This is a genomic window from Pseudomonas sp. FW215-R2, from assembly GCF_058789255.1.
Genome location: NZ_JBYTBO010000003.1, coordinates 119,182 through 143,350, shown reverse-complemented (window position 1 = coordinate 143,350; position 24,169 = coordinate 119,182). Strand labels below are relative to the sequence as shown.

17 protein-coding genes and 1 pseudogene are annotated in these 24,169 nt (G+C 59.7%); 9 read left to right on the top strand and 9 right to left on the bottom strand.

Annotated features, from left to right (window positions below):
• The first annotated feature begins 228 nt into the window (after positions 1-228).
• Genes AC3WRD_RS05545 through AC3WRD_RS05530 form a run of 4 tightly spaced genes read left to right on the top strand, consistent with a single transcriptional unit; the run spans position 229 to position 3,654 of the window.
• Positions 229-918 carry an ABC transporter permease gene (locus AC3WRD_RS05545; protein ID WP_173861319.1) on the top strand — a complete coding sequence of 230 codons (690 nt, stop codon included), beginning with the start codon at positions 229-231 and terminating at the stop codon, positions 916-918.
• 21 nt (positions 919-939) lie between these two features.
• A complete protein-coding gene (locus AC3WRD_RS05540; RefSeq protein ID WP_102619418.1) occupies positions 940-1,833 on the top strand; it encodes a glycine betaine ABC transporter substrate-binding protein in 894 nt (297 codons plus the stop codon).
• 13 nt (positions 1,834-1,846) lie between these two features.
• Entirely contained in the window at positions 1,847-2,500 is a 654-nt protein-coding gene (locus tag AC3WRD_RS05535; RefSeq protein WP_085729571.1) for an ABC transporter permease, read from the top strand.
• Entirely contained in the window at positions 2,497-3,654 is a 1,158-nt protein-coding gene (locus tag AC3WRD_RS05530; RefSeq protein WP_102619417.1) for an osmoprotectant ABC transporter ATP-binding protein OsmV, read from the top strand. Before AC3WRD_RS05535 ends, AC3WRD_RS05530 begins: the two co-directional genes overlap by 4 nt.
• A 54-nt stretch (positions 3,655-3,708) precedes the next feature.
• Here the strand turns inward: AC3WRD_RS05530 and AC3WRD_RS05525 are convergent, their stop codons facing one another.
• Complete coding sequence (locus tag AC3WRD_RS05525; RefSeq protein WP_102619416.1) at positions 3,709-4,632, bottom strand: hypothetical protein; 924 nt, start codon at positions 4,630-4,632, stop codon at positions 3,709-3,711.
• Between the two features lie 252 nt (positions 4,633-4,884).
• On the opposite strand from AC3WRD_RS05525, the pseudogene AC3WRD_RS05520 reads away from it, so the two are divergent.
• The 3 genes and pseudogenes from AC3WRD_RS05520 to AC3WRD_RS05510 all read left to right on the top strand — a co-directional run.
• Positions 4,885-4,989 (top strand): annotated as a pseudogene (locus AC3WRD_RS05520) (hypothetical protein); the annotation flags it as partial.
• A gap of 48 nt (positions 4,990-5,037) precedes the next feature.
• The gene (locus AC3WRD_RS05515; RefSeq protein WP_146013073.1) at positions 5,038-5,247 is read left to right on the top strand and encodes a hypothetical protein; all 210 of its coding nucleotides are present in this window, start codon (positions 5,038-5,040) and stop codon (positions 5,245-5,247) included.
• A gap of 322 nt (positions 5,248-5,569) precedes the next feature.
• A complete protein-coding gene (locus tag AC3WRD_RS05510; protein WP_102619415.1) occupies positions 5,570-6,733 on the top strand; it encodes a type III PLP-dependent enzyme in 1,164 nt (387 codons plus the stop codon).
• A 43-nt stretch (positions 6,734-6,776) separates the two neighbouring features.
• Here AC3WRD_RS05510 and AC3WRD_RS05505 read toward each other — a convergent pair whose 3' ends face one another.
• From AC3WRD_RS05505 to AC3WRD_RS05490, 4 genes are all read right to left on the bottom strand, one after another.
• Positions 6,777-7,688: a hypothetical protein gene (locus AC3WRD_RS05505; protein ID WP_102650840.1), complete on the bottom strand. Its 912-nt coding sequence runs from the start codon at positions 7,686-7,688 to the stop codon at positions 6,777-6,779.
• A 12-nt stretch (positions 7,689-7,700) separates the two neighbouring features.
• On the bottom strand, positions 7,701-9,920 hold the full coding sequence (locus AC3WRD_RS05500; RefSeq protein ID WP_102619413.1) for an alpha-xenorhabdolysin family binary toxin subunit A: 2,220 nt from the start codon (positions 9,918-9,920) through the stop codon (positions 7,701-7,703).
• Positions 9,921-10,157: 237 nt separating this feature from the next.
• Positions 10,158-10,916 carry a tetratricopeptide repeat protein gene (locus tag AC3WRD_RS05495; protein WP_102619412.1) on the bottom strand — a complete coding sequence of 253 codons (759 nt, stop codon included), beginning with the start codon at positions 10,914-10,916 and terminating at the stop codon, positions 10,158-10,160.
• Positions 10,917-11,597 carry a Fe2+-dependent dioxygenase gene (locus tag AC3WRD_RS05490; RefSeq protein WP_085698411.1) on the bottom strand — a complete coding sequence of 227 codons (681 nt, stop codon included), beginning with the start codon at positions 11,595-11,597 and terminating at the stop codon, positions 10,917-10,919.
• 207 nt (positions 11,598-11,804) lie between these two features.
• Here AC3WRD_RS05490 and AC3WRD_RS05485 point away from each other — a divergent pair, with 207 nt between their 5' ends.
• Together AC3WRD_RS05485 and AC3WRD_RS05480 are read left to right on the top strand one after the other, a co-directional pair.
• On the top strand, positions 11,805-14,129 hold the full coding sequence (locus tag AC3WRD_RS05485; protein WP_102619411.1) for a TonB-dependent receptor: 2,325 nt from the start codon (positions 11,805-11,807) through the stop codon (positions 14,127-14,129).
• A 132-nt stretch (positions 14,130-14,261) separates the two neighbouring features.
• Complete coding sequence (locus AC3WRD_RS05480; protein WP_102619410.1) at positions 14,262-16,790, top strand: PepSY domain-containing protein; 2,529 nt, start codon at positions 14,262-14,264, stop codon at positions 16,788-16,790.
• A 50-nt stretch (positions 16,791-16,840) separates the two neighbouring features.
• Here the strand turns inward: AC3WRD_RS05480 and AC3WRD_RS05475 are convergent, their stop codons facing one another.
• From AC3WRD_RS05475 to ptsP, 4 genes are read right to left on the bottom strand one after another with little or no spacing between them, the layout of a single operon-like run.
• On the bottom strand, positions 16,841-18,382 hold the full coding sequence (locus AC3WRD_RS05475) for an alkaline phosphatase D family protein (protein WP_102619409.1): 1,542 nt from the start codon (positions 18,380-18,382) through the stop codon (positions 16,841-16,843).
• Between the two features lie 59 nt (positions 18,383-18,441).
• Complete coding sequence (locus AC3WRD_RS05470; protein ID WP_102619408.1) at positions 18,442-20,175, bottom strand: PTS fructose-like transporter subunit IIB; 1,734 nt, start codon at positions 20,173-20,175, stop codon at positions 18,442-18,444.
• A gap of 11 nt (positions 20,176-20,186) precedes the next feature.
• The gene (pfkB, locus tag AC3WRD_RS05465) at positions 20,187-21,128 is read right to left on the bottom strand and encodes a 1-phosphofructokinase (protein WP_102619407.1); all 942 of its coding nucleotides are present in this window, start codon (positions 21,126-21,128) and stop codon (positions 20,187-20,189) included.
• Positions 21,128-23,989 (bottom strand): phosphoenolpyruvate--protein phosphotransferase, encoded by a 2,862-nt coding sequence (gene ptsP / locus AC3WRD_RS05460; protein WP_102619406.1) that lies wholly within the window; start codon positions 23,987-23,989, stop codon positions 21,128-21,130. Before ptsP ends, pfkB begins: the two co-directional genes overlap by 1 nt.
• Positions 23,990-24,169: the final 180 nt, after the last annotated feature.

Genomic DNA, 24,169 nt, shown 5'->3' with positions numbered 1-24,169 from the left:
ACGTCCATCCCCTGTTACGACTTTTCGTCAGGGGCTGAAAAATCAGCAAGTTAGCCTGACGAGGCTGCGCTCATGGCTCGCTTTCAGACCGCTGTTGCCGGTGCTGGGGGAGCTGCTTCTCGCGAACGTTATTTTCCCGGCAGCCAGGCATGGCATGCCACTCGGGACGGCGTTCGCCGACTATAAAAAAGGAGTCCGCCTGTGGCTATCCGCTATGGCAAAGGGCTGATGGGAGGTGCGGTGGTGATCGCGCTCCTGGCCCTGCTGGTCCACTGGATCGGCATCAACACGATCGAACACTACCGCGACGATTTGTTGTTTTACCTGCAAGCTCATCTGATTCTCGTCCTCGCTTCAATGCTGGCCGCCCTTGTCGTGGGCATCCCCGCCGGTATCTTCCTGAGCCGCCCGACCATGGTCGGCCGCGCCGAACGCTTCATGCAGATCTTCAACATCGGTAACACCGTGCCACCACTGGCCGTACTCGCGATTGCCCTGGGGGTTCTCGGCATCGGCAGCGGACCGGCGATCTTCGCCCTGTTCCTCGCCTCGCTTTTGCCGATTGTGCGCAACACCTACGAAGGCCTGAAAAACGTCCAGGGTTCGCTGAAAGAAGCCGCCGTCGGCATCGGCATGACTCCGCGCCAGGTGCTGTGGCAGGTCGAATTGCCCAACGCCGTGCCGATCATCGTCGGCGGTGTGCGCGTGGCGCTGGCGATCAACGTCGGTACTGCGCCGCTGGCCTTCCTGATCGGCGCCAACAGCCTCGGCAGCCTGATTTTCCCCGGCATCGCCCTGAACAATCAGCCGCAACTGCTGCTCGGCGCCGCGTGCACCGCGCTGCTGGCCCTGCTGCTCGATGGCGTGGTCACCCTCGCCAGCCGTCTCTGGCTGGAACGCGGTTTGCGCCCGTCTTAAGGCTTCGGCAAAGGAATATTCATGAAACGACTTAGCTTGATTCTAGGCTGCGCCCTGCTGTTCGCAGGATTTGCCCAGGCGGCGGACAAGCCGCTCATTCGCCTCGGCGCCCGGGTATTCACCGAGCAGACCCTGCTCGCGGAAATCACCGCCCAATACCTGCGCAGCAAAGGTTACGACGCGCAGATCACCGGTGGTCTGGGCAGCAACCTGGCCCGCAGCGCCCACGAAAGCGGGCAACTGGACATGCTCTGGGAATACACCGGCGTGTCGCTGGTGGCCTACAACCATGTCACCGAAAAACTCGACAGCGAACAGTCCTACGCCCGAGTGAAAGAACTCGACGCGAAAAAAGGCCTGGTCTGGCTCACGCCGTCGAAATTCAGCAACACCTACGCCCTCGCCCTGCCAAAAAAGGTCGCTGAGCAATATCCGCAGATCAGCAACATCAGTCAGCTGAACGATGTTTTGCGTACTGAAGCCAAAACCAATCACCTGGTCGCGCTGGACACCGAGTTCGCCAACCGCTCCGACGGTCTGGACGGCATGGTCAAGCTGTACGACATGAACCTGACCCGCCAGAACATCCGGCAGATGGACGCGGGGCTGGTCTACACCGCACTGCGCAACGGGCAAGTGTTCGCCGGTCTGGTCTACACCACCGACGGTCGCCTCAACGCGTTCGGGCTGAAGCTGCTGGAAGACGACAAGCATTACTTTCCGGACTACACCGCTGCGCCAGTCGTGCGTCAGGCCTACCTCGACGCCCACCCGCAACTGGCGGAGCAACTCAAGCCGCTGGCCGAATTGTTCGACGACGAAACCATGCGCCAGCTCAACGCGCGGGTCGACGTTGATCACGAGAGCCCGTCGAAAGTCGCTGCCGATTTCCTGCGCCAGCATCCATTGAACTAAAGGAGGAAAAGTCATGGAATTCCTGAACGCCTTTTCCCACCTTGACTGGCAGCAGGTGATGCACCTGACCTGGCAGCACATCACGCTGGTCGGCATCGCCGTCAGCCTTGCGATTCTCATCGGCGTGCCGCTGGGCATTCTGATGACGCGTTTCCCGAGCCTCGCCGGTCCCTTGCAGGCCAGCGCCACGGTGCTGCTGACCGTGCCGTCGATTGCGTTGTTCGGCCTGCTGCTGCCGTTCTACTCGAAATTCGGCCAGGGCCTCGGCCCGATGCCGGCGATCACCGCCGTGTTCCTTTATTCACTGCTGCCGATCATGCGCAACACCTACCTCGCCCTGACCGGTGTCGAGCCGGGCATCCGCGAAGCCGCACGCGGCATTGGCATGACCTTCGGCCAGCGCCTGCGCATGGTCGAGTTGCCGATTGCAGTGCCGGTGATCCTCGCCGGCGTGCGCACCGCCGTGGTGATGAACATCGGCGTGATGACCATCGCCGCAACCATCGGCGCCGGCGGTCTTGGCGTGTTGATCCTCGCCTCCATCAGCCGCAGCGACATGTCGATGCTGATCGTCGGCGCGCTGCTGGTCAGTCTCCTGGCGATCTTCGCCGACCTGTTTTTGCAGTGGCTGCAACGCTCTTTGACTCCAAAAGGATTACTCAAATGATCGAACTTCAAAACCTCAGCAAGACCTTCCAAAGCAACGGCAAAGATGTGAAAGCCGTGGACTCGGTGAGCCTGACCGTCAATGAAGGCGAAATCTGCGTATTCCTCGGGCCATCGGGCTGTGGCAAAAGCACCACGCTGAAAATGATCAACCGCCTGATCAAGCCGACCTCCGGCAAGATCCTGATCAACGGCGAAGACACCACCGACCTCGACGAAGTGACCCTGCGTCGCAACATCGGCTACGTGATCCAGCAGATCGGTCTGTTCCCGAACATGACCATCGAAGAGAACATCGTGGTGGTGCCGAAACTGCTCGGCTGGGACAAACAGAAATGCCACGACCGCGCCCGCGAACTGATGAGCATGATCAAGCTTGAGCCCAAGCAATATCTGCATCGTTATCCGCGTGAATTGTCCGGCGGCCAGCAGCAACGGATCGGCGTGATCCGTGCACTGGCAGCGGATGCACCGCTGTTGCTGATGGACGAACCGTTCGGTGCGGTCGACCCGATCAACCGCGAGATGATCCAGAACGAGTTCTTCGAAATGCAGCGCGCGCTGAACAAGACCGTGATCATGGTCAGCCACGACATCGATGAAGCGATCAAGCTCGGCGACAAGATCGCAATCTTCCGCGCCGGCAAGCTGTTGCAGATCGACCACCCAGACACACTGCTCGCTCATCCGGCCGACGACTTTGTCAGCAACTTCGTCGGCCAGGACAGCACGCTCAAACGCCTGCTGCTGGTGAAGGCCGAAGATGCGGCAGACAACGCGCCGTCGGTCAGCCCGGAAACCCCGGTGGCCGATGCGCTGGAATTGATGGACGAACATGACCGTCGCTATGTGGTGGTCACCTGTGCCGAGAACAAGGCACTGGGGTATGTACGACGTCGCGACTTGCACCGCCAGACCGGCACCTGCGCGCAGTTCCTGCGCGAATTCAATGCCACTGCGGCCTATGACGAACACCTGCGCATCCTGTTGTCGCGCATGTACGAGTTCAATCGGGCGTGGCTGCCAGTGATGGATGCCGAGCGGGTGTTTCTTGGGGAGGTGACTCAGGAGTCGATTGCCGAGTATTTGAGCTCCGGCAAGTCCCGTGGGGGCAAAACCAGCATCGTGTCGCCGGCGGAAGTTGCGGTGGCGTGAAGAACGGGCTGTAAAAAAGGGCGGTGCTTGTGGGTAAGCACCGCCCTTTTTTGTTCAGGAGGAAATGGCCTGATCGGCGGGGATGAATTCAAACTTCGCGTCGTTCGTTTGAACCTGTGGAAGCGTCATACGTATCATCGGTACCCAGATTCCGGTTTGCGTCTTGAAATCCCGTTGGTCGTATTGCGCATCGACCTTGCCGGTATCGTTGAGGTAGAAAACGGCCATGATCGGCAATACCGCGCCTTTGCCCTGCCCCCAGTTTTCCAGTCTGAACTCGTTTTGTGTATTGAAAGCAAACGTCCCCCCTTGCCCTTGAGCCTTGATCGCCTCATTGAATGCTTCGGTGGCCTTTTCATTCAGAACATCGCGAACATCAAATCCGCACAGGTATCCGTACTTGTTCGGCTGGCCGTTGTAGTGGACGATATATTGCGCAGCCGTATTAATGTTCTGCGCCTGACATGGAGAACTGCTGGGGACGCCAGGGGTTTCTCCGCAACCACTATTGGTTCGCGAGGTTGTTGCGCCATCTACTGGAAAAAAACACAGAACTTCCGGCTCAATCTTTCCGGTAGGCTTATAAAAGTAAGGATTGAAAATAAAACCGTTGTTGTAGCCGAATACCAACTTTTTGAACTTGGCTTCTTTGCTCAGCCAGGAAAAGGAAACACCCGTGGAGTTTGGGTTCGGATCCCAAAAATGGAAGGCAGTAGAATGCTGTGTCGCTCGCAGCATTACACCGCTGCACAGGAACTTCGGTGCTCTGGGGTTGGCCCGGCACATAGAGATAGCAACATTATTGTAGTACTGCGTTAAATAATCCGCTGTCTCAGGCCCAGTATAGGACTGTGTTGCTCCCGCACTTGCGGACTGCACAGTTTGCGAATTTTTGTCGGTCGTAACATTCGGAGCAAGATCATGAGTCACACATCCAGAAAGCAACAAAACAACTATCCACACTAATAGCCTGTTCATTTTCCCTGCCTCCACAAAGCTATAAGCCACATCAAAGATTGAACTTCTACCGTGCAAAAACGTGCACCTTCAAGCTCATCTTTCGGAATGGCATCCAAATAAATCCAGCACGACGACTGTGCAATCACCTTAATAACAATTCAGAAATTAAGCACCTGTCAGAACTGACAGTAGGTAAAAGGCCAGCCATATCTTTTCGAAATCAAAACAGGCTGGGCTATAGCCAGATTGCGATTGAGTGCCAAGCGAATGATGCTCGGCGAGGTCACCCAGGAATCGATTGCGGCGTAACTGAGTTCAGGTCGTTCACGCGGAATGAAGACCAATATTGTGTCGCCAGCCGAGGCGGCTGCCTGATCAAAAGCAAAAGTGCTGTTCACAAGCCTTTTTTTCGACCGCCGGAACATGAAAGCCGTGATTTTTTTGCCGACGATGAGCCGGCAAGAAATATCAACACATCAGAAGGCTGAGCCCGGCCGAAGATGTCAGCCCAAACCAGCAACTTCCCTCTCAACTTCCCTTCTCGCTGCCAACGTCGCCGATGTTGAAGTGATCGCACTTACCGGAGAGTTGGCACACATCAGCTTCGAACGTGCAGGTATTTTTAACACCTGAAAATTATTGCGGAACATCTGACCGTCATCTCGGTCGGCTACAAAGAGTGATATCCGCGACGCACGTCAGAAGCGTGCAAAAACGCGACATTTTTAGTTGATCTCAGGCCCCTCACGCCCTAAAGTTCGCGCCGAACGTCCATGCTGGAAACGATCCATCCGGCTCAAGTACTGACGACGAGACAGCAAGGCCAAGGGCAACGACCCATGGCCTTTTTGCTTTCGGCGACATGCCTTGGGAAGTAGGCGAACCAAAGTGGGGATACGGAGGGCGTTCATTTGCACCCATTGTTTTTACGAGTTTGCCCATAGGAGCTCCCAGCATGTCGATCCAGGTCGAAGACTATTTCGCGCGCGCCACTTTTGACAAAATGAAGGCGTTCGCCGACAAACAGGAAACCCCGTTCGTGGTGATCGACACCGCGATGATCGCCCAGGCCTACGATGACCTGCGCGCCGGTTTCGAATTCGCCAAGGTCTACTACGCGGTCAAGGCCAACCCGGCCGTCGAGATCATCGACCTGCTCAAAGAGAAAGGTTCGAGCTTCGACATCGCCTCGATCTATGAGCTGGACAAAGTGCTGGGCCGTGGCGTCAGCCCGGACCGCATCAGCTACGGCAACACCATCAAGAAATCCAAGGACATCCGCTACTTCTACGAGAAGGGCGTGCGTCTGTTCTCCACCGACTCCGAAGCCGACCTGCGCAACATCGCCAAGGCTGCGCCGGGCTCGAAAATCTACGTGCGCATCCTGACCGAAGGCTCGACCACGGCTGACTGGCCACTGTCGCGCAAATTCGGCTGCCAGACCGACATGGCCATGGACCTGCTGATCCTCGCCCGCGACCTGGGCCTGGTGCCTTACGGCATCTCGTTCCACGTCGGCTCGCAACAGCGCGACATCAGCGTCTGGGACGCGGCGATCGCCAAGGTAAAAGTGATCTTCGAGCGCCTGAAAGAAGAAGACGGCATCCATCTCAAGCTGATCAACATGGGCGGCGGCTTCCCGGCCAACTACATCACCCGCACCAACAGCCTGGAAACCTACGCCGAAGAGATCATCCGCTTCCTGAAGGAAGACTTCGGTGATGACCTGCCGGAAATCATTCTGGAGCCGGGCCGTTCGCTGATCGCCAACGCCGGTATCCTGGTCAGCGAAGTGGTACTGGTTGCACGTAAGTCCCGTACCGCCGTCGAGCGCTGGGTTTATACCGATGTGGGCAAGTTCTCCGGCCTGATCGAAACCATGGACGAAGCGATCAAGTTCCCGATCTGGACCGAGAAAAAAGGCGAGATGGAAGAAGTGGTCATCGCCGGCCCGACCTGCGACAGCGCCGACATCATGTACGAAAACTACAAGTACGGCCTGCCGCTGAACCTGGCGATCGGTGATCGCCTGTACTGGCTGTCGACCGGTGCGTACACCACCAGTTACAGCGCCGTAGAGTTCAATGGCTTCCCGCCGCTGAAATCGTTCTACGTGTAAGCGACGCTTCAACTGAAAAGGCCCATGCATGCATGGGCCTTTTTTATTTGCGCAGCCAAGTCTCAAGGTGATTGATCATCGCCATGAACTCTTCAGCGCCCTCCTTCGAGGCGGCGAGCTGGAAATTCAACTCCCCGAGTTTCGATACACGTTCAGCTCTCAACAACTCATTGAACACAGTATCGATGCGTAAGCCGGTCTCTTCGAGAAACACGCTGAGTTGCGAACTCACGGAAGCCAGTCCGTTAAACAACGCGGCGATATCGTTTTTGTACTCTGCGGCTTTTACGAGCGGATCAGCTGACGACCAAGCGAAGTCCCAGGCTGGTGCTGTACGCGCTTCGCGAAACAACTCCTCGACCACTGTCGGTTGGGTATGACACTGGCACGAGCGATGATCCATCGCCCTGATGAACACCGACTTAAGCCCGAACGACTCGTCATGCACCTCAGCGATGGTGTATTTCAGTTGGCGTATCGCCGCCCTCAGCGAGGAAAACCGAAGTGCCAGTTCGTGAATCAGATCCGGCACATCAGTGGGCGGAAACAACTTCCAGGTTGGCGACCTGGATAAACTGTACAGCTTGAAATCCACCTGACTGAGGGGCTCGTTCCTTGAGGTGTTTTTGATGATTTCCTGAGTCTCAGCGGTAAACAGGGTGAGATCCGCAACATATGTGCTGCACAGGCGTCGAGCGTCTTCAGTACGCTCCCAGAACTCCTGCAAGTAGCGCGCATTGAACCTGGCGTTGTTCAAACGCGAATCGTTGGCCAGTACCGCCATTTGATGACCGATGGCTCTGCGGCGCTCGAACACCAAAGGAATGTTATTGAAGGTTGGGTTCAGAGAGCCCAGGAAATTCGTGTATCGATCCAGTACGCGTCGTTGTGCTGCGGAAAACTCATAGGCAAGTGTATTCATGACTGATCGGGAAGCGGTGGGCAGAACGCCCACCGCCTCGACTCCTTACTGCTGAACCGTTTTCAGATACTGCCGGACGTCGGCAATACGGGCGATGGCAGAAGCCGTTCGCTGCTCGACAGGCTGCGACTTGTCCTGTTTGAAGTCTCGGGCGAAGGACTCGAATACGGCCACCAGATTCGAGAATTCATTCACGTAACTCCAGCGCTCCTCGTCCAGTTGGTCGAGGACTTGCACCAGGTGAATCTTTCCATCGATCTGCGCAATATCGTTGATGTGTTTCTTCAACTGCGCCTTCAGATCAGCCGCTGTTTCCTTGAGTTGGTTGTAAGCCGCCAGCATGTTCAGATAAGAGATCGCCTCACCAATACCCGAGATCATTTTTTTCAAGGTATCAATGGCGAACAACGCGACTTGAACCTGCGGTGGCGCCAGCCCCAGTGCTTTCAGGTTATCCAGCGTCAGCTGGGCTTCCTTACCGATTTTCTCCACCCCGGCTTTCGCGAGCAGGTCGAGCGCTTCAGACACCGATTTCATCTGCTTTTCGAAATCGGCGACTTTTTCTTCCGACTTGACCTTCAGGGCTTCCGTGAAGGCCCGGTCCTGCTGCAGCGTTGCAATCCATTGCGCCGACGCCGATCGGTCATAGGCGGTACTCAAGCCGTTGTGCGTCATCTTCAAATCGTCCGCGTGCTCGGAGACGTTCATCGATACATTCTTGAGTTCGCTTTCCATTTCCTCGCGGATTTCATCCGCGTCTTCCGGATATTCGAGAAGTTCGGCCTGAGACATTTTCAGCTTGTTCTGCGCATGCTCCAGATTGATCCCTGTCGTCTGGGCCTGTTTACGAAGTTCAAATGTGGACTTTTGAATAGCCACTGTCAGCCCATTCATTGTGCGGACGGTACCCGGCAGATAGTTGAACTGCTCACCGAGCATTTGCGCAGTGACATTGCTTGTTTGAACGGCAGCCGCGTGGGCACGCAAAGCTGTAACATCAAAATCCGAAGTGGCGGGATGATTACTTGGCGAAAACATCATTGCTTTGCTCCTGAACATCGTAAAACTGCTTCCATACTCTTTATCTGCCGCAGCAAACACGCCCAACAGCTGATCGGAACTCACCTTGATCTGCTCCCACGGATCAATAATGCCGAGAATCTGGTTCTTGAACTTCCTCAAGGAAGTTGCTTCCTGCAGCAGATCAACTTCTTTGACAGATGCAGTGATATAGGTACTCAGTGCATTCCAGACCAGCATCAGGTTTTGCGTGGCGACTTCAGCTTCAATCGCTACATAGCTCAGGTTCTGCAAATCATCGCGCACTTTGTTCAGGGAACTCAGCGTCTGGTTTTTGCTGGCCATTACCTGGTTGGAAGCCTGTTGCTCTGCCTTCAACCTGTTTCGCTCCTTGCGGATTTTTTCGGCCTTGACGCCCTGATAGATGCCGAGAATCAAACCACCGATATTCAGTGCGGCTGCCGACCTGATCGCTTCCTGAACCAACTGATCATATTGCTTGTTCAGTTCATCGATTTCTTTCGAGCGCTGGTCGATTTCGCCCTGCAGGGCCTGGATGTCTGCCTGATAGGTATTGCGAGACACAAACTCCAGTCGCAGCTTGATCTCTGGCAGCACGATCTCGCGCATATCAGCGCCAAAACTGTCTAGTTCAGCTCTGACGTGCTCGGCCTTCGCGTGGCACTGCATGACCTTGGCCAGCATGTCGTTGAGGTAGGCCTTGATTTCAGGAACATCACCGGACGGCAAACCCAGGTCGGGAAGCCCCGGAATCGTGCGTTTCAGCTCCAGATACTCTTCCGGCGTTTTGATATCGTATTCCTCCAGGTATCTGGAGGCTTTCAGGTCTTCGTAGATCTCAACTATTCCTTTGCCTGTGCGAATAATGCTGCCGGCAAAAATCTTGAGATCGGTCCCTGTGAGCATGATTTTTTCACGCAACGGCGACCAGCGCTTGGCATGGTCGTAGGTGTAGGTGAATGTCCGCAGAAAGTCCGTTGCCTTGAGCCCAACACCTCCTGTATCCCCGGCGCCATAGTTCAAATAGGCAACGACATCCGCCAGTCGAACGGGAAGCGACAGCCCCAGCACTTCATACTTACGCAGGCTGATGATCTGTTCTTTGGTTAATTGAATACCGGTTTCCCGATTGTATTCTTCACCCTCGCCGAGCGAAGCACTTACAAACACCCGAGGCGCCTTTGCGGCGGCCTCGACAATCTTGCTGTCCATCTTGAATTCCATAAGAGACTCCTTGTCTTCTTCGGATATTTAATAAAAGTCGTTCTAGATATACGACATCATCGAGCGACTCATTCCAACTTGAGCGCCGACATCGCAAAACAACCTTAGGACAGCAAGACAACAATCAACAAGCATTCAAATATTAGCAATCAAGACAAACAAACCATCCGCCCAGACTCTTATCCGAGAACAGCCATATCAACTTGATAAAAAACAAACTCACCGCAGAATAAATACTTACAAAGCAACTAACTCCGCCAGCCGCAACTTATAAGCGTCGGCCATTGCACGAATTTGCGGATGTCGTGCATTCAACAAAGACACGCTGGCGACTCGCAGGAAATTCACATTGCCCGCGTCCAGCGCCTTGCGCAGCCAGCCGAGTGCGTCATCGATGTGCCCTTCGTCGGCAAGCATTGCCGCATGACTGAACTGCCCACGAAAGTCGCCACCCTCGGCCGCACGCCGATACCAGTCGCGCGCCGTTGGCAGGTCTTGCGGACAGTGGCGTCCCTCTTCCAGATACCGGCCCAGCAGGTTCATCGACTTGGCATGCCCCGACTCGGCAGCACGGCGGTACAGGGCGAGGGCCAGCGCCTGGTCTTCGGGTATTCCACGTCCGGTGGCGTGCAGGTTTGCCAGGTTGTACATCGCCCAATCCAGCCCCGCGTCGGCGGCTGTTTGGTAATGGCGCGCAGCGCGCTCGGCGTCGGCCACACAACCCCATCCGTGTTCATGACAGCGGCCGAGCATGTTGCGCGCCATTAGATGACCTTGCCCGGCGGCGATTTCAAACCAGCGCAATGCCAGCGGTTGATCCTGAGCAATCCCATGACCATCGAGCAGAATCTGCCCGAGCAGCGCCTGCGCTTCGAGCACGCCCTCGCCCGCCGCCATCAGAATGGCCTGAGCCGCGCGAGCCGGGCTTTCTTCGAGCATGGCGGTGAGCCGTTCGCCGTCGAGGACTTCTTCGCGGCGCAAACGAAAGTCCGTCACTTACACCTCGACCCAGCGGCGCAACAGGTTGTGATAGGTGCCGGTGAGGCGGATCAGCGAAGGGTGATCGGGCATGTCCTGAGTCAGTTGCTGGATCGCACCGTCCATCTCGAACAGCAAGGCGCGTTGGCTGTCTTCGCGCACCAGGCTTTGGGTCCAGAAGAACGAGGCATACCGAGCGCCACGAGTCACCGCGTTGACTTTATGCAGGCTGGTGCCGGGGTAAAGCACCATGTCGCCGGCGGGCAGTTTCACGCGCTGGGTGCCGAAGGTGTCCTGGATTTCCAGCTCGCCGCCGTCGTAGTCCTCGGGTTCGCTGAAAAACAGCGTGGCCGACAGATCGGTGCGTACCCGCTCGATGCTGCCCTTGGGCTGGCGCACGGCGTTGTCGATGTGGAAATCGAAACTGCCACCCGCCGTGTAGCAGTTGAGTAACGGCGGAAATACCTTGTGCGGCAGCGCGGCGGACATGAACAGCGGGTTTTTCCACAGGCGCTCAAGCATCGCGGCGCCGATTTCCTTGGCCAGCGGATGGCCTTCGGGCAGTTGCAGATTGTGCTTGGCCTTGGCCGATTGATAGCCGGCGGTGATCTTGCCATCGGCCCAGTCGGCCTGCTCCAGAGCCTCGCGGATGCGCCGCACTTCGTCTTTCTCGAACAGAGCGGGGATGTGCAGCAGCATGTCGAAGTCACCTGATGGCAAAGAGGCGGCAATGGTATTGATTCTTATTGGCTGTGTAAAACCCGCTAGACGAATGAACTGGCAAAAACCGTAAGGTTAAATTGTAAAGAATGTAAATTCAGTGCAGATAGCAATGTTTCGCAATTGATACGAATACCTGTTTACCCTATATTCCGCCGCCTCAAATCCTTGGGGAGGGGAATAAAAATGGCACGTCAACAAGCACAATTACCGGTCAGTTCACCACGTCTGCTCGCTTCCGCCATCGGTGTGGCAATCACCGCCGGCTCCGCTGGCCACATGGTGTTCGCCGCTGAAAAGACCGACAGCAAAGCCTCCGGCAATGCCATCGCCCTGGACGCCACCGCCATCACCGGCGAAGCCCAGGACTCGACGTCCTACCAGGTCGAGAAAGCCTCCTCGCCCAAGTACACCGCGCCGCTGGTCGATACGCCGCGCTCGGTCACCGTTATTCCGCAACAAGTCCTGAAGGACACCGGCGCCCTGAACATGCAGGACGCGCTGCGCACCGTACCGGGCATCACTTTCGGTGCCGGTGAAGGTGGCAACCCGCAGGGCGACCGTCCGTTCATCCGTGGTTTCGACGCCCAGGGCGACACCTACCTCGACGGCGTGCGCGACACCGGTTCGCAGAGCCGCGAGATCTTCGCCGTGGAAAACATCGAAGTCAGCAAGGGCCCGAACTCCGCCATCGGCGGTCGCGGCGCGGCGGGCGGCAGCATCAACCTGGTGAGCAAGAAAGCACACCTGGGCAACTCGTTCGACGGTGGTTTCACCTGGGGTTCCGACCAGACCCAGCGCTACACCCTGGACGGCAACTACCAGTTCAGCGACACCGCTGCCGGCCGTCTGAACCTGATGAGCCACGAGAGCAACGTCGCCGGTCGCGACAGCGTCGACTACGACCGCTGGGGCATCGCGCCATCCCTGGCCTTCGGCCTGGGCACCGACACCCGCGTCAACCTCGACTACTACCATCTCGAAAGCAACGACACGCCGGACTCGGGCATCCCGTACACCATTCCGGCTGCCGGCTCGGCGGCACGTACCAAGTCCAATCCGGACAAGCCGTACTCGGGTGGCGATCACAGCAACTTCTACGGTCTGGACGGTCGCGACTTCCGCAAGGGTCGTACCGACACCGCGACGTTCGCCATCGAGCATGACCTGAATGACTCGCTGACCATCAAGAACACTCTGCGTCACGGCACCAGCATGCAGGATTACATCCTGACCCAGCCGGACGACAGCAAGGGCAACGTCAACAACGGCAGCGTCTGGCGTCGTGCGAACACTCGCGTGAGCAACACCGAGACCACCACCAACCAGACTGACCTGTTCGGTAACTTCTACGTTGCAGGCTTCAAGAACAGCTTCTCCACCGGTGTCGAATACACCCGTGAGGAAAGCCGCAAGTCCTCTTATAACGTCAACACCGATACCACGCCGCGCACCACCAACGTGCCATCCAGCACCAACTGCACCCCGTCGATGATCGGCGCGTCGAGCGGCTACAACTGCACCTCGCTGTCGAACCCGAACCCGAACGATCCGTGGAACGGCGCCATTTCGCGCAACTACGCCGGCACTGACACCCAGTCCGATACTTACGCGCTGTATGTGTTCGACACCCTGGAACTGTCCCAGCAATGGCTGGTGAACATGGGCCTGCGTTACGACCACTTCGAAACCGGCTACCACACCTACAACAACGCTGGCACCACCACCGCCAAAGGTGCAGACACCAGCGAGTTCGTCACCGGTCAGTTCGGCATCGTCTACAAACCGGCAGAGAACGGCAGCATCTACGCGTCCTACGCCACTTCCGCCACGCCACCGGGCAACACCCTGGGCGAAGGCATGGACGGCAACCCGCTGGGCGGCACCACCGATCGCAACGGTAACCTGCTCAAGAGCGACATGGAGCCGGAAACCACCAAGAACTACGAAATCGGCACCAAGTGGGATCTGTTGAACGATCGCCTGTCGCTGACCGCCGACATCTTCCGCACCGAGAAAGAAAACGCGCGTGTCCAGGTTGATACCACGTCGTACGAAAACGCCGGCAAGACTCGTGTACAAGGTATCGAGCTGTCGGCCAGCGGCAAGATCACCGACAAGTGGCAAGTGTTCGCCGGTTACGCCTATATGGACAGCGAGCAAGTGGATGGCGGCCCGCTGAACCGTGCCACCGACGGCAACGAACTGCCTAACACGCCGAAAAACAGCGCCAGCCTGTGGACCACTTACCAGGTCACGCCGAAGCTGACCATCGGTGGCGGTGCGTTCTACGTGGATGACGTGTTCGGCAGCGTGGCCAACACCACCATGGTCGATTCCTACGTTCGCTACGACGCGATGGCTGCGTACAAGCTGACCAAGAACGTCGACCTGCAACTGAACGTGCAGAACCTGACCAACGAAACCTACTACGACAAAGCCTTCTCGACTCACTTCGCCAACCAGGCGGCGGGCCGTACGGCATTGCTGAGCACCAACTTCCACTTCTGATAGAAGCCGGAAGCCTCGGGCCCCGTTCATTCACTTGAACGGGGCTTTTGTGCGTAATAAAGAACGTTTCTCGATAAGCCACGGCATAATGCACGCCGTGAACACAATTTCCGAACGGACAAGGCAAGCGACGTGTTGAAGAAAACCCTGTTCCAGTTGCACTGGTTTTTTGGCATCACTGCCGGGCTGGTGCTGGCCCTGATGGGCATCACCGGCGCTGCCTATTCGTTTCAGGACGAGATCCTGAAAGCCCTCAACCCATCCGTGTTGCAGGTGGAGAAGCAGGTGGCCGGCGTCCTGCCGCCCGCCGACCTGGTGGCGCACATCGAAGCGGCCTCGGGCAAGAAAGTCTCGATGCTCTCGGTCGAAACGGAAAGCGGCAGCGCCGGACGCGTCTGGTTCACCCCGCCGAAAGGTGAGCGTCGTGGCGAGATGCGCTACTTCGATCCCTACACCGCCGAGTTCAAGGGCGAGGCCACCGGCCAGGACTTCTTCGGCCTGATGCTGCAACTGCACCGGTTCCTCGCCATGGGCGACACCGGTCGCAACATTACCGGCGCCTGCACCCTGATGCTGCTGTTCTTCTGCCTGTCCGGCCTGTACCTGCGCTGGCCACGCCAGTGGAACAGCTGGCGCGTGTGGCTGACCCTGGACTGGAAGAAAAAGGGCCGCAGCTTCAACTGGGACCTGCACTCGGTGTTCGGCACCTGGTGCATGCTGGTTTACCTGCTGCTGGCGCTGACCGGTCTGTCCTGGTCCTACGAGTGGTACAACAAAGGCCTGACCAGACTGCTTTCCGATGCGCCGCAAAACGAACGCGTGCGCGGCGGACGCGGCCCGGCACCCGAAGGTCCGGCGCCGACTGCCGATTACGCGGCCATGTGGATCAGCATCTACAGCGCCGCCGGCCCGGGTCTCGCCTCCTACAACATCCGCATGCCGCCAGTGGCCGGTCAACCGGCGACCGTGTTCTATCTGCTCGACAGCTCGCCCCACGAGCGCGCGCTGAACCAGATCACCCTCGACCCGGCCACCGGCGTCGTCAAACGCGTCGACCGCTACGCCGACAAAAGCTTCAAGGCGCAATTGCTGACCAGCATTTACGCGCTGCACGTCGGCAGCTATTTCGGTCTGGTCGGGCGGATCATCGTGACGGTCGCAGCGGTGCTGATGCCGCTGTTCTTTATCACCGGATGGCTGTTGTACCTCGATCGCCGCCGCAAGAAAAAGCAGATCAAGGATGCCCGCCAAGGCCTCGAGCAACCGACCGGTGACACCCCGGCATGGTTGATCGGTTTCGCCAGCCAGAGCGGTTTTGCCGAGCAACTCGCTTGGCAGACCGCCGGCCAGTTGCAGGCAGCAGGATTGCCGGTGAAGGTGCAGCCGCTGGCGAATGTCAGCGAGCAGGATCTGCAGGAATCCAACAATGCGCTGTTCGTGGTCAGCACCTTCGGCGACGGCGAAGCACCGGACAGCGCTCGCGGTTTCGAACGCAAAGTGCTGAACAACGCCTCGACACTCGACAGCCTCAATTACGCCGTACTCGGTCTCGGCGACCGTCAGTATCAGCACTTCTGCGGTTTCGCCCGACGTCTGCACCAATGGCTGGGCGAGCATGGCGGCAAGACGCTGTTCGCTCCGGTGGAGGTCGACAATGGTGATCCTTACGCACTGCGTCACTGGCAGACCCAGCTCGGCCTGATCACCGGGCAAGCACCGGTCGACACCTGGCAGGCACCGAGCTACAGCAACTGGACGCTGGAACGCCGCGAACTGATGAACCCTGACAGCAGCGGTTCACCGGTTTTCCTGCTGGGTCTCTCGGCGCCTGACACCAGCAGCTGGCTCGCTGGCGATCTGGTGGAAGTGTTGCCACGCAACTGCCCGTGGGCCATCGAACATTTCCTCGACGGCCTCGGCATTCGTGGCGAAACCAGCGTGAAGGTCAACGGCCTGGAAGAATCGCTGGAAGTCGCCCTCGCCACCCGCCAGTTGCCCGAACACCGCGCCCATCTTGTGGGCCTGCATGCCCAGGCGCTGGTCGATGCGATGGTGCCGCTGGCGATGCGCGAATACTCGATCGCCTCGATTGCCGCCGACGGCGTGCTGGAATTGATCGTGCGTCAGGAACAGCATTCTGACGGCACCCTCGGCATCGGTTCCGGATGGCTGACCGAACATGCGCAGGTAGGCGGCAGTATCAGTCTGCGGGTACGCCGCAACAGCGGCTTCCATCTGCCGAACCAGCCGGTGCCGATGATCTTGCTGGGCAACGGCACCGGCCTTGCCGGCCTGCGCAGCTTGCTCAAGGCGCGGATTGCCGACGGGCAGCAACGCCACTGGCTGCTGTTCGGCGAGCGCAATCGGGAGAACGATTTCCTGTGTCGCGCAGAACTCGAAGAGTGGCTGATCAACGGCGATCTGGCGCGACTGGACCTGGCGTTCTCGCGGGATCAGGCGCAGAAAATCTATGTGCAGGATCGCTTGCGCGAATCGGCTGCCGAGCTGAAGAAATGGCTGGCGGACGGTGCCGTGATCTACATCTGCGGCAGCTTGCAAGGCATGGCGTCAGGGGTGGATCAGGTGCTCAATCAAGTGCTTGGCGCCGCCGAAGTCGAACGCCTGATCGAACAGGGTCGTTATCGCCGGGATGTTTACTGATTCACCTGCATTCCTGTGGGAGCAAGCCTGCTCCCACAGGTCCACTGCATTCAGACTGGCTGCAGCTTCTGCTCAAACACCGCCACCCCATCCAGATCCCGCAACACCACACTCAACTCCCCGCTCTGCCCCTCGATGTTCACCTCGCCAAAAAACTGAAACCCGGCAAACGGTGAAGCGTTTTGCGTCGGCGGTGCTTTCTGAAACACCACTTCCGGGCCGAAGGTCTTGTCCAGCGGATTAGGCCCGAAACTCCCGGCGTTCAGAGGCCCTGCGACAAACTCCCAGAACGGTTCGAAATCCTGAAACGCTGCGCGATCCGGGTGATAGTGATGCGCCGCGCAGTAATGCACGTCCGCCGTCAGGAACACGAAATTGCGCACCTGCTGCGCCCGCAGAAAGCCCAGCAGTTCGGCGATTTCCAGTTCACGTCCCTGAGCCGAGCCGGGGTCGCCGTTGGCCACGGCTTCCCAACGCGGCACACCGGGGCTGACTTCGCCGTCCGGCACGCCAAGGCCGATCGGCATGTCGGCGGCGATGACTTTCCACTGGGCTTTCGATGCCTTCAATCCGCGCTTAAGCCAGTTCAATTGCTCGCGCCCGAGGAACGGTTTTTCCGCCCCGAGGTTATCGTCGTTGGCGCCGCGATAACTGCGCATGTCGAGCACGAACACATCGAGCATCGGCCCGTAGCTCAGCTTGCGATAGATCCGCCCGCCACCGTCCGCTGCCTGACGGCGCATCGGCGAATATTCGAGCCAGGCCTGACGCGCACGGCCGACCAGGGTGTGGATATCTTTTTCCTGATAGCGCTCGTCGAGCTGTTTGCCCGGCGACCAGTTGTTGACCACTTCATGGTCATCCCATTGCCAGATCTGCGGCACTTCGGCGTTGAAGCGGCGGATGTTTTCGTCCATCAGGTTGTAGCGGTAATTGCCGCGATAGTCGTCGAGGGTCTGGGCGACTTTGCTCTTGGCTTCCGTGGTGAGGTTGCGCCAGATCCGGCCACCCTCAGTGGTCAGTTGCGCCGGCACCGGGCCGTCGGCGTAGATCGTGTCGCCGCTGTGGATAAAGAAGTCCGGCAGGCGCATGCGCATGGATTCGTAGATGCGCATGCCGCCGATATCGGGGTTGATGCCGAAGCCCTGGCCGACGGTGTCGCCGCTCCATACGAAGCGAATATTGCGCCGTGCGGTCGGTGCACTGCGCAGGTGGCCGAGCCACGGTTCGCTGGCAACACCCGTCTGGGCGTCCTTGAAATACACGCGGTAGAAAATCGCCTGATCGGCGGGCAATCCGGTGAGTTCGACGCGGGCGGTGAAATCGCTGCGCGCGTCGGCCAGCGCGGAGATGACGCGTCGCGGATGGCGGAACTGACTGCGGGTGTCCCACTCCACCACCATCCGCGCCGGACGATCGCTGCGGCTCCAGATCATCGCCCGATCGCCCTGCAAGTCGCCGGACTGCACGCCGTCGGTGAGTTGCGGTCGATCCTTGACCGAGGCGATCACGGCCGGCGCCAGCCCTGGCATCAGCAAACCGGCGCCGACCACTTGCATCACGCGCCGGCGACCGAGGTTGAAATCGCTCATGCTGTTCTCCCTGAAAAAAGGAAAACTTAACCATCACCAGATGAAGCGGGTATGACATCTCAGGCGTTGGCGGGCGCCAGCGCCAGTTCGACGGCTTCCGGCCGCTTGACCAGCGCATACACCACCGCCGTCAGCAGGCTGCCCGCGACGATTGCCAGCAGATACAACAGCGCATGGTTGATCGCGTTCGGGATCGCCAGCACAAACAGGCCACCGTGCGGCGCCATCAGCTTGCAGCCGAAGTACATCGACAGCGCACCGGTCAGCGCACCGCCGGCAATGCTCGCCGGGATCACCCGCAATGGGTCTTTCGCGGCAAACGGAATTGCCCCTTCGGAAATAAAGCACAAGCCCAGCACCAGCGCCGCTTTACCCGCCTCGCGTTCAGTCTGGGCGAACTTGCGTCGGGCGATGAACGTGGCGATACCCAGACCGATCGGAGGCACCATGCCCGCGGCCATGGTCGCGGCCATCGGTGCATAACTCTGCGAGGCCAGCAGCCCCACCGAGAACGCATAGGCGGCCTTGTTGATCGGCCCGCCGAGGTCGACGCACATCATGCCGCCCAGCAGCACACCGAGCAGGATCGCGTTGGTGGTGCCCATGCTGTCGAGGAAATGTGTGAGCGCTGCGAGCATCCCGGCAACCGGTTTGCCGACCACGTAAATCATCACCAGCCCGGTGATCAGACTGGCGAACAGCGGGATGATCAGAATCGGTTTCAGCGCTTCCAGACTTTGCGGCAACGCCACATAACGACTGATCAGCTTCGCCGCATAACCAGCGATGAAACCGGCGACGATCCCGCCGATGAATCCGGCGCCCAGGGTGCTCGCCAGCAAACCGCCAATCATTCCCGGCGCCAGACCCGGACGGTCAGCAATCGAGTAGGCGATGTAACCGGCCAGCAACGGCACCATCAATTTGAACGCGGTCTCGCCACCGATCTGCATCAGCGCCGCCGCCAGCGTGCCTTCTTCCTTGAACGCGGTGATGCCGAACACGAACGACAAGGCGATCATCAAGCCGCCCGCCACCACCATCGGCAGCATGAACGACACACCGGTCAGCAGGTGTTTGTAAACGCCGGTTTTCTCTTGTTTGGCCGGGGCCTTGCCGTCGCTCGCGGCGCTTTCCTGCTTGCCTTCGGCCAGGGCTTTTTTCAGCGTGGCCTCGGATTGCTTCAACGCGATTCCGGTGCCACAGCGGTAGATTTTCTTGCCGGCGAATCGCTCGGTGGCGACTTCGATATCCGCCGCCAGCAGCACCACCTCGGCCTCGGCAATTGCCGTCGCGCTCAGTGGATTTCGCGCGCCGACCGAGCCCTGGGTTTCCACTTGAAACTCATAGCCCAGGCGCTTGGCCGCTTGCTGCAAGGCTTCGGCCGCCATGAAGGTATGGGCGACGCCGGTCGGGCACGCGGTGACAGCGACGATGCGAGGTGCGCGTTGCTCAGCGGCCGTCGGTGCAACTTCGCTGGCAACATGAATTTCGGCTTCTTCGGCACCGCGTCGCAGCACCGCTTCGACATCCTGCAGCGCTTGCGCCGGGGCAATCCTGTAGACCCGTTTGCCGACGAATCGAGTCATGTCGACCGATCCGGTGGTCACCAGCAACACCCACTCCGCCGCCTCGATCGTCGCCGCCGACAATTCGCGTTCCGGATGCGCCGCATCCACCACTTCGACGCTGGTGCTCCAGCCCTGACGCTGGGCCGCAGCATCCAGCAACCGGGCGCACAGCACACTGGTGACCATGCCGTTCGGGCAGGCCGTGACAATGGCTAACTTCATGACAAACCCTCTTATTGTTCTGTCAGGGGACGCACGCGCACGCCCTGTTGGAGCTGCGCCAGTTGCGCAGCATCGTGAATACCGAATCCGATCTGTGTCACCGCCTGCGCCGCAATCGCCGTGGCCGTGCGCAGGGTTTGCTCCGGCGTATCGGCGCTAAGCAGACCGTGCAGCATGCCAGCCAGCAACGAATCGCCGGCACCGACCGTACTGGCGACGCTGACCTTCGGCGGCGTCGCGTGCAACGCCGAGCCGACACTGAACCAGTTCACACCCTCGGCACCATGGGAAATCACCACATGCTCGATGCCTTGAGCATGCAGCCGATTGGCCGCCTCAGCCTGAGCGGCGTGAGACAGCACTTCACAGCCGAGCGCATCGGCCAGTTCTTCAGTGTTGGGCTTGATCAGCCACGGGCCAGCCTTGAGTGCCGTGCGCAGCGCTTCACCGCTGGTGTCCAACGCGACTTTCAGGCCCAGCCCCTTCAGGCGCTCGATCAACTCACGCAACCACTTCGCACTGACCCCGCGCGGCAGACTGCCGGCGACCACCACCGCGTCATGCCCCGGTGCAATCTGCACCAGACGCTCCAGCAACGCCTGTTGCGCCACCACGCCGACCACCGGGCCCGGGCCGTTGATGTCGGTGATGCGTCCGTCCCGTTCCGCGACCTTGATGTTGCTGCGAGTCTCGCCCGGCACACGGATGAAGGCGTCGACAAAACCACGCTTGGCGAACAGGGTTTCGAACGCCTGCAGATTGTCTTCACCGAGAAAGCCGCTGACCGTCAGTTGATGACCGAGGTCGGCCAGCACTTGCGCGACGTTGACGCCCTTGCCGGCGGCGTGAGTGTGCATTTCGTCGCTGCGATTGACCTGACCGGCCTCCAGACGCGGCAACTGCACCGTGAGGTCCAGCGCCGGGTTGAGGGTCAGGGTAAGAATCTTGGCCATTACAGGGCCTCCACTAATGCGCGCACTTCGTTGGCGCTGCCCACGGCCAGGGCTTGTTGAGCAAGGGTTTGAGTCTGGGTCAGGCTGAGTTCGCGGATGCGCGCCTTGACCTCGGCGATGCTGCGCCCGGACACGCTCAGCTCATCCACACCGAGGCCGACCAGCACCGGCACCGCCAGCGGGTCCGCCGCCAGTTCGCCACAGACGCCGACCCATTTGCCGTGGGCATGGGCCGCACGCACGGTGATGTCGATCAGTTGCAGCACCGCCGGGTGCAGGCCGTCAGCCTGGGCGGACAAGGTCGGATGACCGCGGTCGATGGCCAGGGTGTATTGCGTCAGGTCGTTGGTGCCGACGCTGAAGAAATCGACTTCTTTGGCCAGCACTGGCGCCAGCAACGCGGCGGACGGCACTTCGATCATGATCCCCAGTTGCAGGTCGGCGACCGGGATTTCCAGGCGCAGCCGCTCGGTCATGTCGCGAGCCTGACGCCACTCGTCGACGCTGCCGACCATCGGGAACATGATCCGCAGCGGGCGGTTGTCCGCCGAGCGCAGCAAGGCGCGCAACTGCGCTTCCATGATCTGCGGACGCTGCAAGGTCAGCCGAATGCCGCGTACGCCGAGGAACGGGTTTTCTTCCTTGGCAATCGGCCAATACGGCAGCGGTTTATCGCCGCCGACGTCGAGAGTGCGCACCACCAGCGGCCGACCGGCGAGGCCGTCGAGGACGCGGCGGTATTCGGCTTCCTGAGTCGCCTCGTCCGGCGCCTGCGGGTGGGCCATGAAAATCAGCTCGGTGCGCAACAGACCGATGCCTTCGGCGCCCTGCTCCACCGCGCTGGTCACACCGGCGCTTTCGCCGATGTTGGCGAACACTTCCACGGCGTGGCCGTCGGTGGTGTGCGCCGGTTGATGGCGTTGTTCGGCGGCCGCTTTCAGACGTTGTTCGCGGGTGTCGCGTTCTTCGCTGGCGCGTTGCAGGGTCGCGGCATCGGCATCGACATGCAGGCGACCGCGCTGGCCATCGAGCAGCAACGGCGTGCCCGGTTTCAGCAGTAACACTGCTGCGCCAGCACCGACCAGCGCCGGAATCCCCAGCGCGCGCGCCACGATGGCGCTGTGAGCGGTAGCGCCACCACGGGCAGTGAGAATCCCCGCGACCCGCGCCGGATCCAGCCGCGCGACGTCGGACGGGCCGACCTCATCCATCACCAGAATGTACGGCTGCTCAGGCTCGGCGGGCGTCTGCACGCCGCACAGTTGCGCCAGCACTCGACGACCGATGTCGCGCAGGTCGGCGGCACGTTCGGCGAGCAAGGCGTCCTGCAACGCTTCCTGTTGTTTTGCGGCGGCCTCGATCACCGCCATCCACGCTGCCTCGGCGCTTTCGCCTTGCTTGAGGTGGGTGTCGACTTCGTCGGTGAGCTCCGGGTCGTCGAGCATTTCCTGGTGGGTGATGAAAATCTCGCGGATTGCCTTGGCCTTGCTGCGCTCGATCAGGCCCTGGATATCCTGACGCACGTCGGCCAGGGCGTTTTTCAGACGCTCGCGCTCAATGGCGGCGGACTCACCGCGCAACGGGTAATCGATGGTTTGCTGGACTTGAATGTGCGCCGGGCCGATGGCAATGCCAGGGGCGGCGGGAATGGCTTGCAGCAGGCTGCCGGAGGTCGGGGCGCTCAAGACTTCGGCGATGTCGGCGATCACTTCACGTTGTTGGCTCACGGCCGGCAACGGTTCGACTTCTTCGCCGAGGCCTTCTTCGATGGCCGCCAGCAAGGCCGGCAAGGCGTCGGCGGCGATGTTCGGTTCGGCGATGATTTCCAGCACCTGGCCGCGACGGGCGCCGAGGCTCAGCAGTTTGCTCAGGCTTTTCACCGACACGGCGCTGTCCTGGCCGTCGACAATGCGGATGCGCATCTCACCGTCAAAACGCTTCGCCAGTTGGGCGAGGATCTTCGCCGGCCGCGCATGCAGGCCATGGGCGTTGGCCAGCGCAATTCGCGCACTTGGCCAGTCGGCCGGCAACTCGCCGCCGAGCACTTCGAGGACTTTGCGGCTGCTGGTGGCGCGGCCCAGTTCATGGCCACGACCTTCGATCAGCAACGCGCACAAACGCTCCAGCAACGCCTGATGCGCTTCGCCGAGGCTGGCCAGACAAAACAGACCGCTGAGCGGCTGACCGAGGTAACGCATCGGTTTGTCCGGAGTGACGAAGGCCAGGCCCGGACGCTTCACGGTCTGCTCGCTGTGCAGCCACCACAGGCCATCACCCAGCGGCAGCGCTTCGACTTGCTGCAACACACCGGCAAAACCGTTGCTCACGCAATCGGCCTGACGCAGCAGACGTGCACCGCGCCAGACCAGTTCTTCGAAATCGTCGGCGGAGACCCCGAGGCCGATCATCTGCGCATCCAGCGCCAGTTCCTGTGGCGCGCCTTGCAACAGTTTCAGCAGCGCTTCAGGCGAACTGGCGCGGCGCAGAGCCTGGCCCAGATCGGTTTCGCCGAGGGCGCGGGTGAGCAATTGCAGCAGGCGCAGGTGTTCGTCGGATTTGGCCGCGATGCCGATGGCCAGATAGACGATCTGGCCGTCGCCCCAATCCACGCCGTCGGGAAACTGCATCAGCCGCACGCCGGTGGCAAACACCTGATCGCGGGTTTCGGGCGTGCCGTGGGGGATTGCAATGCCTTGACCGAGGAAGGTCGAGCCCTGGGCTTCCCGCGCCTGCAATCCGGCAAGGTAACCGTCGGCGACCAGACCATCGGCCACCAGATGATCGGCCAGCAATTGCAGGGCAGCGGGTTTATCCACAGCCGATTGGCCCATGGATATCTGCTCTATAGTGAGCTCGAGCATGCGTTCTCCTTTTTGGCGTCACGGGGCGCCAGGTATTGTTTTGAATGGTTCCAGCTTAGGCGCTTGTGCGCTTCCCTTTCAGGAGGCAGTTTTGGCGGTTTCACGGCAGCACCGGCCAAAGGCGTCTAAAACGTAGAAAATACGCTTGCTGAAACGTTTAATCTAGATTGATCGGCACGT